This is a genomic window from Robiginitalea sp., from assembly GCF_982776155.1.
In genome coordinates, this window is record NZ_CEXZKX010000002.1 from 52,320 (window position 1) to 67,962 (window position 15,643).

Genomic DNA, 15,643 nt, shown 5'->3' on the forward strand with positions numbered 1-15,643 from the left:
AAAAACTCCCGCCGGATGCGCAGCAGCCGGAAGGGTTTTGCTTTACAGCAGGCCCACCCCCATGGGCCGCTTTCGAACGAAGTGAGAAAGCAATCCCGGCCCAAAGACCGATTACCAAAAAAGCTCCTGAGCTTGCTCTCAAATTCGGACAAATGGAAAAACTCCCGCCGGATGCGCAGCAGCCGGAAGGGTTTTGCTTTACAGCAGGCCCCCCTCCCTGGGCCCTTTTCGAGCGCAGCGAGAAAAGAATCCCATCGAGTCTATGATCACCTGTCTTCCAGCATCCCCAGAAAACCCTCTATCGCCTCAAAATACTTATCCGGATTATCCAGCCAACCGTAGTGTTTGCTCTCTTCAAGGACTACCAATCGGGAATTTGGCAGAATCCGGTGTGCCCTTTCGGCAAGTTCCGGGCTCACGATATCCTCGCGGCCGTGCAGGATGAGTACCGGGTAGGCCAGCTTGCCCATGCGGGCTTTCACATCATAGCCCATCCGCCGGAGGTCCTGCCAGACGAGCCGGTTGATCGCGCTATTCCCCTGGGTCAACCTCTCGGCCACAACCGGTATATGCTCCCGGTGGTATACATAGGCCGGGGCCAGGAATTCCCCTCGTTTTAATCGGGTCGCATATGCGGTATCGCCACGTCGGATCCTTCGGTTATAATACCCCAGGGAATCCCGTTCCGTCTGCGTCAGGCTACCGGGAATATTCAGGGTGCCCAACAGCGCCAAATCCATACCCCCGGAGGAGGACTGAATCATGCCCAGCAGCTTGCCAGGATGTTGCGATCCATAATAATACGCAAGGATGCCCCCGAAAGAATGCCCCATCACCACCCACCTGTCGATCCCCAAATGCCGGCGAAGCGCTTCGATATCCGAGACCATCAGGTCCATGGTCACCGTTGAATCATTGACGACTTCCAGTTCCGACATTCCGGTCCCCCGCTGGTCGTAGAGGATTACCCGATTATTCTCGGCGAGTTTCCAGGCTAACGGGATAAACCCCTCACTGCTCATTCCAGGGCCGCCGTTAATCACCAAAATAGGCAGGCCTTTCCCGAAATCCCGATAATGGAGCGTGGCCCCGGGCAACTCTAAAAAATTTCCAGCCTGGGCAATTACCGGCGTCGCCCAAAGGCACAGGAGCACCAGCAGACCAGGCCAAAGCCACGGCTTGCCCGCCAGAGGTAATTTGCTGTTTCGATTCATGGAACGTGGTTTTCGCACCCGGCAAAATATCCGATTTTATTCAATCCGGCGTAAAAACGGATAAACCTTTACGGTTTTTACCTCCCTGATGACATCTTCCCGGATAATCCGATAGATAGGAAAGCGACAAAATCCTATCCTCATGAAAAATCCCTTCTTGTACCTTCTGAACATGATAATCCTGGCAGGCTGCGGCTTTGCAAACCAGGAATCCGCCGGAACCGGTGACGACCCGGAATTAAACACCTTTTCGGAAAGCGTTGCCGCCCCGGTAAACCCGGGAGCGGAAGCTGCCGAAGTTTCTTACTCCCGGGAATCCGGAATCAAACAGCATGAATTCCGGGATGCCCGTACAGGGTTAATTGTGCAAACTACCGCATATCCGTCTGACTGGCGGGTTATTTCAAAACCCATCTACACCACGGATCAAAAACTTCCAACCTTTCTGATCCAGATTACCGGGCCGGGCGGATTGAAAAACTTCAACACACCGATCAAATTCCACGTAGCCTATAGCGATCCCCAAATGTCCCAGTACATGCTATCCAGCCCGATGGCAAAATTGCTCCGGCCCCTGCCGCACCCAAAGGAGCTGTTTGCGGAGGAAGTCAGAGACCGTATGGAAAACAGCGGTTTCCACCTCCTTGGCGAGCGGTCATTCCCCGAAACAGACCGGTTCTTAAGATATAAAATAGCCGCGAAGTCTAAAGCCCAAACCCGGCTGATCACCTACAATACGGAATGGGCCGACGGAAAAGGCCGGAAGGCCCTTGCCGGTATTTCCATAGTCAGCATGCAACAGCCCGCCATTTCCGGGTCCATGCAAGTTTGGTTCTATAGTATCAGTTACACCTTTGCCGAAGAAGCCTCCTTTGAACAAACGCTGACCGAGATGCAACAAGCCATCCGGAGTACCATCGAGAACCCGCAATGGGAACAATATGTGGCTCAGCTGGCCCGGCAAAGGCAGATGAAAAACGAACAAAGGGCCCGGTTAGCAGCCCAACAACATCAAAACCGCATGAATGCGCGCTGGGCCGCCTTCAATGCCCACCAGGAAAAAATGCAAGGCATCTGGGCTGCCCAGGACGCGAACCACGCCTCCTTTATGAACCGGAACTTCGGAGCCGGGAGCGATACAGGCCAACGACAATTCGTGAACATGATCCACGAGGAGGAGACGGTCTACAACCCCCAGACCGGCCAAAACTACCAGGTAAACGCCGGGTCCACGGAGTACTGGATGGACAGCGAAGGCAATTACATCCGAAACGACGACCTGTTCTACACCCCCAACGGAGATATCAACCTCAACAACCGGGAATGGGTCCGGGTTAAGCGAGCCTTTTGATGGCCTTATTCCCAAAAGAAGCAATCCGACTATAAACAAACCAAACGAGAAGCAATGAGATCCTTCTATACATTTTTAATCCTGGCCCTGTTGGTATTCGCAATGGCACCGGGATGCAGTAAGAGTGACGATATTACGGATATGGTTGACGACGTCTCTCAGACCGACGACGACGACGGAAACGCAACCGACGATGATCCGGGAGGAGACTCCGAATTAACCTTTGAGTCCGTCGAACTCCAGGTTGAGATGCCTGCCGGGTCGGACCTGGACCTGGGCACCACTACGCTGAACGTGCTTTTTGAAACTTTTGATGTCAGTTCCGGGGGTCAGGCAACGGCATCCCTCGTAAAAGACAACAGGAGTTTTGCTTATCTCACCGACGCCAATGGCGATATTGTCCTGATGGGATTTGTGAGTCGCGACTACCCCAGGCTGGACGCCGAGGCTACCCTGGAATTTGCCATGTACTATGCGCTGGGAACCGTTTTCCAGTTGCCGGAAATCCGCGAAAAATATTTTGGAGAATTCCGGGGTCTGCCGGAAACCGCTGAGCTGGTGGCGGCACTCGAGGCGGAAATAGCGGCGGATCCAACATTCGTACAATCCGGGCAATTCCCCGTATGGGCCACTGAAAAGGCCCGGGATTTGGTAGGCAACAAAGAGGTCATCGATGTCACCAATGCGATCCTGTTGGAAGATACAAAAATCAAAAGCGGTGTGGCCATCACCTCCGACGAGACGAATATTTTTGCAGTAAACGTCCTGAATTTCAAAAGGCGCAGGGCCCGGGCTTATTTCTACAAGTACGCCAGGCGGATGTCCGGGGAATCGGAATTTGAGGAAATCTACAACCCCCGCGGTATCCCGGATGCCGACCGGCCCGCCGAGAAGGACATCTTTATTTCACCCACCACCGGGGTCACCTCCGCCCAGGGCAACCTGATTGAATTGGCTCGCGGGAACGGCGCTACCCTTGGTTTCACAAAGAATGGCCCCGTTAATCTGCCCTTGACAGGCCAGGAAGAGGCTGCCAAATACCGGGTACGGGTGGTAGGCCCTGGGAAACGGGATCACAATCTTACGGATGAGGAACGCAGCGAAGTTATCAAACTCAACCTGGAAACCTTATTGTTGGATGCGGTGATCCCGATTATTTCAAATGGAGTAAGTGCTGCGGATGCAATCGATAACGATAATGCAATAACGACCCTGCAGGAAAGCGCCAACCTGATCCTGTCGAGCTCCCCGGCTGCATACAATGCGCTTGAAAGCGGGGATCTCAAAACGGCAGCTATTGAATTCCTGTGGGCGGCTTTAGAAAATGGAGCAGGCTCCGAACTCTTCTGGAAGGGAATCATTGGCCTGTTCCAAAAGGCAGGTGTAACCAACTTAACAGCAAGTCGTTTTGAAAAGGTGATCGGGAAGCTTTCCGGCCCGCTGGCCATCGCCAACGCCATTATCACCTCATCGGATATTGCCCGCGTAGTTTACGACATGCAGACGTCGCAAAAACTTGAATTTTTCGACTTTACCGTCTCCAAAGGCACCGTGCGCATCAACCCGAGGTACAAAGGAATCCTCAAAGGCAAGAAAGTCGGCCTGAAGGCCGATCTTCTGGACGATGAAGAAATTACCCCCGGGGAATACACCTTTAACTGGTCTACCGAGGGGTTGTACGGGGATTTCGAAACGGCCTCCACCACCGAAGAAATCACCTATCAAAGTGATGGAAATATCGAATCCCTGCCCGCCGATGCCAAAGAAATCATCCGTGTGGAGGTTTTCAGGGAGGGGGTCGCAGTGGGCAAGGATTCGGCGACCATCAACATCAGCGATAAGGAGTTTGTAATCCGGCCCAACGGAATCACCGTCGAAGGTGATGACAAACTGTCCATGGGTCTCTACGACCTGGATGGCCAGGCGATGAGCCGCACGGACTTTGGCCTGACCTACAAGGTCCATTGGGAAATCGGCGGCGAATTCGGGAAACTCAACGGCCACACCAATACGCTCACCCTGGAGGACGGGAATGGATTTACAGTGGAATACCACTGTTTTGATAAGGAATCCGAGGAGGGTGTTGAAAATGTGACCGCCACCATATACTATGCCTCGGAAATCGATGAGAACGGGACGCTTTCGGAATATGAGCTCTATGACGAAATCGAGGCAACCATCAATATCCAAAACAAAGAGGATATCCTGAGGTATTACGTGCCCATAGATGTGGGCAGCCACCGGGATCAGTCAGGTATTTTCCACAACGCCCAGGTTTGGAGCAAATTTGCCTGGCATACAAATAATGCCACAGCGGATATCCCCGAAGGCTACGAGGTGGAAAAGTATTCCATGCATATCATGGAGCGGATCCCGGATGTGATTCCTTCCTGTTCCCGGACCAGCGACACCTGGTTCCCCGAAGAGGTGGGCGAAGGCATGGAGTTGGAATTAAGATGCCCGGTCTCGGCCATTTCCGGCCCAAACAGCGGGAATGTGTCTGCCTGGTTGAGTTCGACGCTTGCGCGTTACGCAACGGCCAAAGGCTTTGCACAGGTGACGGTTTACCTAAAACCAAAAAATTGATACCTGGTCGATAGAAAGCAGGCGTAATCGTTAAAAAATGTAAATTCCCCTATACTTTCTGCAAGTATGGGGGAATCATTAAAAACCATAGCGGCTTTCAAAGCAAACGAGGAGGCAGTTCTCCAAAAAGTCTATGTTGAGATGTATCCCAGGGTCCGAACGTATGTTTTAAAGAATAGCGGCAGTGAGCAACAGGCCAAAGACGTATTTCAGGAAGCCTTTATAACCTGCTGGAAGCACGTCAGGGAGGAGCGGTTTGTCAAAGGCAACCTGCAGGGGTACCTCTATTCCATCGCACGCAACAAATGGATCGACTACCTGCGCTCTCCGGCATTTAAAAGAGCTTCGTCCAATTCACTCTCCCACCTTCAAGTTGTGGGAGAGGAAGAATCAGACCCGGAGGCTGCCCAGGACCTGGCAGATAAGCGTCTGGCCGTGCAAACCGCCATGACCCAGCTGGGGGAGAATTGCCGCAGGCTGCTCCGGCTGTTTTATTTTGAAAAAAAGTCCATGGAGCAGATTGCGGAGGCTATGGGGATCGCAGCCAATTCGGCTCGGAATCAGAAGTACCGATGTATGGAAAAGCTGCGAGCTATCAGCTACCAAATCAACAATAATGAGTAAACCGGAATCCATACCGCAAGAACGACTGGAGGTTTTCGAAAGGTACCTTTTCCAGCGCATGCAACCGGACGAACGCCAGGAATTCGAAGCAAAACTCGCCGGGGAAACCGAGTGGGCCCGGCAATTTGCCGAATTTCGCGAGTACGCGGAACTCGTGGAGGAACTCAACCTTCGGGAAGCTCTGGAGTCCTATCACGGGCAAGTCGGTTCCCGGGGAGGCACGCCCCCGGCCCGCACGTGGCGACGAAAGGCTTATATGATTGCGGCCAGCCTGGCAGTCTTCCTGTCTGTGGGTGCATGGTTGCTCACCAGGCAATCTCCGAATGAAAAATTATTCCGCGAACATTTTGTTCCGGACCCGGGCCTGCCGACGGTCATGGGCCATGCAGGCGAATATGATTTTTATGAGGCTATGGTGGACTATAAGCGCGGGAATTACCGGGAGGCAATCGGGAAATGGGAGCCGCTTTACAAAGCGAGGCCGGAAAATGACACGCTGAATTATTTTCTGGGGGCCGCAGAGCTGGCCCGTGAGAACCCCCGCGAATCCCTTGCGTATTTCCAGGTCGCGATTCAATCGGAAAACTCGTATTTCAGGGACGATGCGTACTTCTACCTCGGAATGGCACACTTAAAATTGGGCAACCTGCCGCAGGCGAAACAGTACCTGTCAAAATCCTCCAACCCCCGGGCGAACGATTTGCTTCGGGAACTGAATGACTAAGACATGAGGCGCCGGGTTACGTACATCCTTTTTATTTTTTCAATCATCTGCGGGCCTCGAATATGCGCCCAGTCAGGTACAGCGCTGCCCAGAGGGAGGGAGTATATCGACAGCCTCATTTCCAGGGGGGAAAACCAACAGGCCCGGGAAGAAATCCGGCAACAGACCAGCTATTATTTCCGGGAAGCATTGTTCGACAGTTTGCCAGCCTACCTGCCCCTGGTAGGCAGCCGGATCCTGGCCGGCAACGACTGGGAGCTGGCAGTTAAAAATGCGGAGCAATTCATTGCCCGTATCAGGGATGCGGGAGACACCGTAGCCCTGAAAAACGCCTACCTTGAACTCGCCAACCTGTACGATGACAAAGGCGACCCGAAAACCGCCTATGAAAAGGCCCTGTTGGCGCTGGAGCTGGCCGGCGCCATTGAGGATCCGGTGAAAGCCGACCTGGAAGGCGTTCACTACACCCTGGGAACGAAGGCGTACAACATGGGCGACATCGCCCTGTCCAAAAAGCATCAGTTGCGAAACCTCGCCTTACGGGAAAAAAGCGGGGACCAGGACCATGAAATGTACTATTTTACGTATAACACCATGGGCCGGCTCATGTGGTTCTCGGGCCAGCCGGATAGTGCCATGTACTATTTCCGGGCGGCAAAGGCTTCGGTCAGGAAGCTGGATTCCACCCCCTGGAACCAACTGTTCCGCCCCGCCCTGCTCAATGGAAACATCGCCATCCTGTTACAGGCCCAGGGGGAGGTGGAGCAGGCCATCGAAACCACGCAGGAAGCCATTTTGTGGCTCCGTCAATTCGCAAAGGAATCTACCAACGAAGGCCAAAAACTCGACGCGCTAAAGCAAAAACTTATTTCCTTCGACAACCTGGGCGCTTATTACAACAGCATCGGCGAATACGCGCGGGCCGAAAAACTAATCGCCCATTCCTTTGCCGAAAAGAAGAAAAATTACGCCCCGGACGACATCAACCTGGCTATCTCCCTCATGCTCCTGGGCCAGGCGCAGATGGGCACGCGCAAACTCGAGGAGGCCCGCCAGAATTTTACCCGCGCTATTGAACGCCTCAAAAACACCTCCCGTCCGAATACCTACTACCTGGCTTTTGCTCAAACGAGTTTGGGAAGCACCCTGGAAGCATTGGGTGAAACGGATCAGGCCGCGGCATTCTACCAGAAAGGAGAAGCCTCCTTCCGGGCAGCCATGAAAGGGGATTACACCAAGGACTTTCTGGACGAATTGGCCGATATGGCCCTGTTTTATTCCCGGAATGAACAGCCGGAAAAAGCCAAGAAGCTCGGGAATGAGGTTTATGATTTTGTCTCGACGGGAGCTTTTGAGGGAAGCCTGCAGCATTACGCCATGCTGCTCGCCCGGGCGGAGGTGTATTTTAATCTTGGGGACTATCGCCAGGCACTTCGAATGGCGGCGGACGGTCTTAAATTTTCGCATGAATTCCAGGGGAGCGAGGCGAAAAAGGATTCGATCCGCATTTTTTTCCTCCGACCCAAGAACCTGTTGCTCTGGGCCAAAAGCCGGTATCAGCTCGAACCGGAGAAAAGCGAAATATTTCTCGACAACTTGCGAGACAGCCTGGATAAGGCTATCGGCGTACTTCGGCAGCGCAAGAGTATTCTGAAGTCCTATGAAGACCTCTCTTTGCTGATGGAGGAAAACCGGGATATTTTTTCGTTCAAATCCCAACTCGAAAACGAACTTTACCAGCTTACCCGGAATCGCAAATACCTCGCTCAACTCCTTTCGACCATCGAATCTGCGGTTTATTCGCGGATTCGCACGCGCCTGAATATGAAAGCGATTTCCTTTACCGGGCTTCCTCCGGAAATACAGGCGCGGGAAAAATCCCTGCGGAAATCCATGGCAAATTCCCTGGACCATCTCGGGACAGAGGGCCCCGCCACCTTTATTGCCCGCAACCGGGAATGGGAAGCTTTCCAGGATTCTCTGGCTGCGCTGTACCCGGAGTACTACGAGATGCGCTATGGGTCCCTGGAAGAGCGAATTCCGGAACCGAGCCAGATGATCCCCCCGGAAACATCGGTATTACGCTACTTCTATATCGAAAAAGACCTGTATGCCTACCTGAGCGATGGGCGGGAGGAGCGGTTGATTTCCTTAGACGGTAAGGATCTTCTGGACAAGATTAACAGGCTTACGAATCTCCGGGAAGAACCCGAGGTGTATTTCGGCTTGCTCGCGGACCTGTACGGGCAGCTCTGGAGGCCCCTGGAAGCCTTTATAAATACACGGCGCATCGTCATTATCCCGGACCGAGAATTGTATAACCTGAGTTTTGAACTGCTCACGGGCGACCCAATCAGCGGATATAGCGACCTGAAAACCAAGAGCCTGATGGCCCGGCATACCATATCGTACAATTACAGCTTCATGCTCCTGGATCCGCTCAGGAAAACCCTGGAATTTCAGGGTGATTTTATAGCCTTCGCCCCGGAATTCGATACCTCCATGAAAAAGCAGTATGTAATGGCCCTGAAGGATTCCCTGGAGAAGGACCAGGCCTACCTTTCCCTGTTGCCACAGCCTTTCAGCTCAGATTTGGTCCGCAAGCTCGGGCGAAGATTCCGGGGGAATACATTTCTCAATACCGAAGCATCCAAGCAGTTGTTTACCGGAAATGCCGCCGAGCACAAGATTATCCATGTCGGCACCCATGCGGAGAGCAATAATGTAAGCCCGGAATTGTCCCGTCTCGTATTTGCCAAAAATGTGCGGGATTCCGGGAACCTGAACGACAACTACCTCTACACCTATGAAATCTACAACCAAAACCTGAATGCCAACCTGGCTGTGCTGACGGCCTGTGAGACCGGAAAGCCGGGTTACCAGCCGGGAGAGGGGATGATCTCCCTTGCCCATGCGTTCAATTATGCGGGCAGTGAAAGCATCCTGACGAGCCTCTGGCAGGTTGACGAGCAATCCAGCACACAGATTCTCACGTATTTCTATGAATTCCTGGAGGCAGGTAAGGCGAAGGACGAGGCCCTTCGGCTGGCCAAGATGGCCTACCTGGAAAATGCCGAAGGCCGCATGCGACACCCCCAGTACTGGGCAGGGCTTATCCTGATGGGCGATACCGAACCGATTCCTTTGACTGCAGACTCGGGTTGGCAGAGTTGGCTGATAGGGTTGCTGGTGGCGGCTGCCGTGTTATTCACTTATTATACCCTCAGACGAAAAACCCCCGAATCCCGCTAGGATCCGGAGGTTTTATCGGGAAGGATTTAGGCTACCCCCTCGGGACCGGAACATCCGGGTTATTGTCATCCGGGTCCTCATGAGCCGGGAAGCCATCACCGTCGTTGTCTACAAACCCCCCATCCCGGCCGACAAACATTTGGAAGTTGATCGGAAAGAAGGTGTTCATCACCTGGGATTCGTATTCCGCCGAGGGCGCGGAGGTAACCGAAATGGCTGAAAATGTCCCCCCGGCCAGGAATGTCGATCGCACCCAAACCTGGGCAGTGATTCCATTGAACCGGAGCAGACGTGCGGTAAACTGGGAAGGTATGCCCTCAAAAACATTGCTGGCAGAGGTGGTACACACCACTTCCGGGGTCCCGTTGAATCCGTAAAAATTAAACAAGGCGTTAATTTCATTGGCGATAATCGCCGTGGCCGAAACCTGACCGGGAGCCTGGGTGTTGGGAATATAACGGAAGACCACAGCATTGTCGTTGCGTATGACATTGACACCCAGTGTGGCGGTTTGCGGCTCGGTAATCTCGAATGCCGTAAAGCCCTGGGGAATGACAAAACCCAGCAAGGGCATCTGGCTGTGTACAAATTGTTGGCCGGGGTTCGCAATAAGGGGTACCTCGGTCAATGGGGCCGGAATGGAATGTGCAAAATCCCAGTAAATGGCGGAGGGTCCGTTGACGTTTGCACAAATCTGCGAATTGGCACCCTGGACAATCGCAGTTCCGGCATCGTCCTTGCTGCATCCAAAAACGAGCAGGGTCAGGAGAAGGGAAAAAATCTTAAAGTGTTTCATGGTGGTTGCTTTATCAATACATCGAATTCCCGGCCATATGTCATCATAAAAATATTTGTGATGACATTTTCATCCCCTTTCGATATCCCATTAGAACCACCAATCCCTATGTCCAATGAAAAATCAGCTCATCCCTACCCTGGCTCGGCTCCTGGCCTGTTTAATCCTGTTAATCGGTCTCTCGTGCAGTAAAGACAGTGCAGGCCCGGACCCCGACCAAACGCCGGACCCCATTGAAAACCCCAACACGGATTCCGACCCCGATCCGGATCCGGACCCGGACCCGGACCCGCAATCCCAAACCGACCTTCCCGATGTAGATGCCTCGGTGCGCTCCTTTCTGGAAACCTACGATGTGCCCGGTGCTGCCCTGGCTGTTAGCGTCGATGAGCGCCTGGTCTATACCAAGGGATACGGGCTTGCCGATGTAGCCACTCAGACACCTGTCCGGGCGGATGATGTTTTTCGAATCGCGAGCATCTCAAAAGTATTTACGGCTGCTGCTGTCTGGAAGCTCATCGATGCAGGCACCCTCCATCCCGAAGACAAAGTATTCGGCTCCCAGGGAATCCTGGGTGAGGATTTCGGGACCGCCCAATTGACGGCCGACGAGCTCGACATAACCATCGACCACCTGTTGACGCATGAACTGGGGGGGTGGGGCGTTTCTTCAGGAGGCGACCCCATCGACTATCAACCCGAATTGGGGAACAGTCAGTTTATAGAATACCTGCTCAATAACTGGGACCTCAGCCATGCCCCCGGAGAGGCGTTCAGTTACAGCAATACGGGGTACTGGCTTTTGGCGCGGATCATTGAAGTGGCCAGTGGCCAGTCCTATGAGGCGTATCTGGAAAACCTGCTCTCCCCTATCGGGATAACTTCATTTAAAACCACCACTTTTCGGGAATCCGACCGGGAACCCAACGAGGTGGAATACTATGGCACGGCCGCCGATGCTCCCTATATCTATTCCATCGCCTCCCGCAGGGACGGGGATGGAGGCGTTGTTATCAGCGCGCCGGACCTTTTGCGCTTTCTTTGTGCAATTGACGGAATGAACATCCGCCCGGATATTCTGAGCGCCACTGCCCGGCAACAAATGATCCGGCCCTCCTCCCTCCAATCGAATATTACCCGGGGACTGGCCTTTTGGGAGCAGCAGGATTTGTATTATTTCACCGGGAGCCTGCCCGGCAACCGCAGTTGGTTTATGATCGGGAACAACGGGGTCAGCGCAACCATCCTGTTGAACTACCGCCGATCCGACCTGCCGGCTTTCGATGCAGACCTTCAGAACCTGTTGCTCAATCTGGTAAAGGATGGCTCCATCGACTGGCAAACAGGCCTGGATCAGTTTTAACGGCAGGCGGAGATACCCGGTGCTCCTGATCCACGGGGATGACGACCGGAATGTACCCTTTAGCGAAACCGTCCGGAAGGCCGGGCGGCTTCGTAAGAATAATGGGGGTCCGGTTTCAAAGGCAAAAAGGGCTCCGGTTTAAAACCTCCGACAATATCCCGGCCTGTGAAGCGTTCTAATATTCCGCAATTACCTAATTGTCAATATTATGAAATACGCAAATACATTCCTTGCCGGGTTCTTTATCCTGTTGTGCACCTCAGGGGCAATCGCCCAGGGCCTCTACCACAAGGGTACCCTGCACCTTAAAAAAGGCAAGGAGAAGGAAGTATATATAGAAATTGACTTCGGCTTCCCCCAACGATTCCAGCAGGGGATCACCTACGTGGAGCCCAAGGACTGGGCCAAATACCAAAAAACTGGCAAGCTCAAGGGAAAGATGAAGCAGAAGATGGAGCCCAAGCATTTTGAAAGTTTCTCCCTGGAAGACGGGCGGGTATTTGAAACCATCTGGTATACGGACCTCACCGGACGGGCCATTAAGATGATCCCCAAACGGATGACCCTGGAGCGGATTGCCGATGGGCCGATTAAGATGTACAAGCTCTACAGCCGGACCACCGGGAAAATCAACCACGAACTGGCGGACTATGTGATGGGCAACCGGGATGAACTCATCCATTACATCCAGAACAATTTTCAGCTGCTGATCCACAAACACACCAAGCACCCGAAAAACGTCCAGCAGATCAACCTGCTCAACTATATCGGCGACAATGCCCGCGTCAAGGAAAACTACGACAGCAACCACTACGGCCTGCGCAACCAGTTCTCGGCGGAACACAAAATGGGCATCTACGTAGGTAAGGAATACGAGGCGGCCTTCCTGCGCCTGGTCGAAGATTATAACCGGGATACCGGGGCTGCGAGATAGGCATGCATCCGGATTCGTAGATTTTCCCGGCAATTATTCCCCGGCTATGATGTGGGGATTGCCGGAATACCAGGGCAATTTCTTAAATTTCAATAGGAAATAATCCGGTCACTTAATCCAGCGTCTTGGCCTGTTGCCCGTACCATAAGAAATTGTCCATTCCCGCCCTGCTGGTATTTGCAGGGGTATTTTCCCTCCTCAACCCGTGGAATGGCCGCGCCCAGGACAAGAGCGATTTGGATTCCCTGTTCCAGGTCATCTCCCCTACCCGGAACGATACGCTGAATGCGGAGACTTTTATCAGCATCGGCAACGTCTATTTCTACGATTTTGACTACCCGAAGGCCTTTCTGTATTACTCCCGGGCAGATTCGGTGTGCCGACAAAACGAGGCGCTCAGGGTATCCGAACCGCGCGGCCAGGCATTGAACTACATGGGTTATTCGGTTCGTTTAACCCATGACTACGAAAAAGCCGTTCAATATTACCGCCAGGCACTGGAAGTATTTCAGCAAATCGGCAATGAGCTCGGCATCAACGAGGTCCATATCGGGCTGTCCCAGGCCTACACTTCGTCCAAACAATTCGACAAAGCCCTGCCGTTGCTAAATGAAGCGATTGCCTACCACGAGCAAAACAATCTGACACATAAGAATTCCTATTCGTACGCCATTATCTGCAGGGGCTATCTGCTGCTGCAAATGAAGCGCTTTGGGGAAGCCGAAACGGATTACAAAAAATACTACGACCTGGCGTTCTCCGGGGAAAATAAACGCCTCCAACTCTGGGCTATCAGCTATATGGCATACTTCTATTACGAAACCGGCAATTTCGAGGAAGCGTACAGGTACTATGACCAAACGATTAAAATGGCAGAGGCCCAAGGCGATTATCAGACGATCAGCACGGCCTACGACAACCTGATTGAGATGTACAAACGCACTGGGAACCTGGATTCGCTGGTTCGCACTTATGAGCGCTATATCGAAGTACGCAACGTCCGGGACAGCATCGATAAAAACAAAGAAATCTACGCGCTGGAGACGGAATTCCAAACGGAGAAAAAAGAACAGGAAATCGCCCTGCTCACGGCCCGGAACCAACTTTCCGAACAACGGAGGAAAAGTCAGAATTATTATTATGCCGGGGCGCTGGCACTGCTGCTCCTGGGTTCGGGAACCTTATTTTTACTTTACAGGAACAGGTTGCGCACTGCCCGGAAAATCCGGGAACTGGACGCCATGAAGTCCCGGTTTTTCGCCAATATCTCCCATGAATTCCGCACGCCGCTCACGCTGATCAAGAGCCCGGTAAGGCAGCTCTCCCGCGACCTCGCCAAAGAAGAAAACAGAAAACAACTGCAGCTTATAGACCAAAACGCGGACCGGATGTTGGAACTGGTGGACCAACTGATGGAATTGTCGCGACTCGAAGAAGGCAGCTTGCGGATCTTGTTGAAAAAAGAAGCGATTTCCTCCTTGTTGCACACCCTTACCGAGCCGTTTAAAATGAAGGCAGAAAACGAAGGGGTGCCCTTTGAAACCCATTTCGATGTACCCGGTGAACCGGTTTACCTGGACCGGGATATCCTGACCAAAATTGTGGTCAACCTGCTATCGAATGCCTTTAAATACCGGGATGCGGGTACACCGGTGACTTTCAGGGCCCATGCCGGTCTGTCGGGGCCGCTGCAACTGGAAATAACCAATTTTAACAAGCAGCTCAACCAGCAGGATATCCGAAACCTGTTTGAACGCTTCTACCGAAAAGACCATCACCTGCCGGGTCACGGTATCGGGCTGGCACTGGTCAGGGACCTGGTGGACCTCTATGAAGGCCAGCTCCAGGCCCGGCTGGAAAATGAAAAAGTGCTATTTACGGTGGGCATCCCCCTGGGCAGGGACCTTAAAAATGCCCTGGTTGTGGATGAAAAGCCTTCGGGACGGGAATACCCCGTAACGGACCTCCCGGACACAGGCGAACAGGAATCGCCTGTTCTGCTGATAGCCGATGACAACGCGGATATCCGGGCGATTGTAGGAAGTATTTTCCAGGATGATTTCCGAATCCTGGAGGCCCGGGACGGCCGGGAGGCATTTGACCTTGCCCGGCAGGAAATACCCGATATGGTGATTACCGACGTGATGATGCCGAAGATGGATGGTTTTGAATTGGTGGAAGCGTTGCGAAACGATGAGCTTACCTCCCTGATCCCCGTTTTGATTCTCACGGCGCGCTCATCGGACGAAGACCATTTGGCTGCACTGGAACACGCAGCCAATGCCTACCTGACCAAGCCTTTCAACCACGAGATATTGCAGTCCAAGATTGGCCAGTTGCTGGAGGAACGCCGGAAATGGCGGGAACGCTACAGTCGGGAATTGGTGCTCAAGCCAATGGAAATTTCCCTGAGTTCGGCCGACGAAAAGTTTCTGGCGCGTTTGGAGGAGGTTCTTGCCGACGAATTGGCAAACACGGGGTTCTCCGCCGAGTCATTTGCCGGGAAAATGAACCTGAGCCGGATGCAATTGCACCGCAAACTCAAATCCCTCCTGGGGGTTTCTGCAACCGAATTTATCCGGAATGAACGGCTGAAAGCCGCCGCGGAAATCCTGAGCAAATCGGGGCACTCCGTCTCGGAGGTTGCGTACTCCGTAGGGTTTAACGACGTCGGTTATTTTTCCAAAAGCTTCAAGAACCTCTTCGGGGTTCCGCCTTCCGAGTACCGGGGGGCCAACTGACCTCCCCCCCACCGGAACAATCGTTGAAACGCCCCGTCCCCAGGGACCTGGCGGCGCG

At 53.1% G+C, this 15,643-nt stretch carries 11 protein-coding genes; 9 read left to right on the forward strand and 2 right to left on the reverse strand.

All coding sequences use genetic code 11. From position 1 onward, the window contains the following. Positions 1–266 (forward strand): hypothetical protein (locus AC3DKS_RS03760; RefSeq protein WP_474730712.1); only part of this gene is annotated, 266 nt, incomplete at its 5' end. Here AC3DKS_RS03760 and AC3DKS_RS03765 read toward each other — a convergent pair. Further along, complete coding sequence (locus AC3DKS_RS03765; protein WP_272606694.1) at positions 267–1,214, reverse strand: alpha/beta fold hydrolase; 948 nt, start codon at positions 1,212–1,214, stop codon at positions 267–269. It abuts the gene before it with no gap. Between the two features lie 142 nt (positions 1,215–1,356). Between AC3DKS_RS03765 and AC3DKS_RS03770 the strand changes: the two genes are divergently transcribed. The 5 genes from AC3DKS_RS03770 to AC3DKS_RS03790 all read left to right on the forward strand — a co-directional run bounded on the left by AC3DKS_RS03770 (position 1,357) and on the right by AC3DKS_RS03790 (position 9,751). Next, entirely contained in the window at positions 1,357–2,565 is a 1,209-nt protein-coding gene (locus AC3DKS_RS03770) for a hypothetical protein (protein ID WP_272606695.1), read from the forward strand. A gap of 54 nt (positions 2,566–2,619) precedes the next feature. Continuing rightward, positions 2,620–5,151: a hypothetical protein gene (locus AC3DKS_RS03775; RefSeq protein ID WP_272606696.1), complete on the forward strand. Its 2,532-nt coding sequence runs from the start codon at positions 2,620–2,622 to the stop codon at positions 5,149–5,151. Between the two features lie 66 nt (positions 5,152–5,217). Next, complete coding sequence (locus AC3DKS_RS03780; RefSeq protein ID WP_272606697.1) at positions 5,218–5,775, forward strand: RNA polymerase sigma factor; 558 nt, start codon at positions 5,218–5,220, stop codon at positions 5,773–5,775. Then, complete coding sequence (locus tag AC3DKS_RS03785; protein WP_272606698.1) at positions 5,768–6,499, forward strand: tetratricopeptide repeat protein; 732 nt, start codon at positions 5,768–5,770, stop codon at positions 6,497–6,499. Before AC3DKS_RS03780 ends, AC3DKS_RS03785 begins: the two co-directional genes overlap by 8 nt. Before the next feature lie 3 nt (positions 6,500–6,502). Then, complete coding sequence (locus tag AC3DKS_RS03790; protein WP_272606699.1) at positions 6,503–9,751, forward strand: CHAT domain-containing protein; 3,249 nt, start codon at positions 6,503–6,505, stop codon at positions 9,749–9,751. Between the two features lie 31 nt (positions 9,752–9,782). Here AC3DKS_RS03790 and AC3DKS_RS03795 read toward each other — a convergent pair whose 3' ends face one another. Beyond that, positions 9,783–10,547, reverse strand: coding sequence for a hypothetical protein (locus tag AC3DKS_RS03795; protein ID WP_272606700.1), 765 nt, complete (start codon positions 10,545–10,547; stop codon positions 9,783–9,785). A 115-nt stretch (positions 10,548–10,662) separates the two neighbouring features. Between AC3DKS_RS03795 and AC3DKS_RS03800 the strand changes: the two genes are divergently transcribed. The 3 genes from AC3DKS_RS03800 to AC3DKS_RS03810 all read left to right on the forward strand — a co-directional run bounded on the left by AC3DKS_RS03800 (position 10,663) and on the right by AC3DKS_RS03810 (position 15,585). After that, a complete protein-coding gene (locus tag AC3DKS_RS03800) occupies positions 10,663–11,910 on the forward strand; it encodes a serine hydrolase domain-containing protein (protein ID WP_272606701.1) in 1,248 nt (415 codons plus the stop codon). Between the two features lie 208 nt (positions 11,911–12,118). Further along, the gene (locus tag AC3DKS_RS03805; RefSeq protein WP_272606702.1) at positions 12,119–12,844 is read left to right on the forward strand and encodes a hypothetical protein; all 726 of its coding nucleotides are present in this window, start codon (positions 12,119–12,121) and stop codon (positions 12,842–12,844) included. A 152-nt stretch (positions 12,845–12,996) separates the two neighbouring features. Next, entirely contained in the window at positions 12,997–15,585 is a 2,589-nt protein-coding gene (locus AC3DKS_RS03810; protein WP_488072520.1) for a response regulator, read from the forward strand. Positions 15,586–15,643 lie beyond the last annotated feature (58 nt).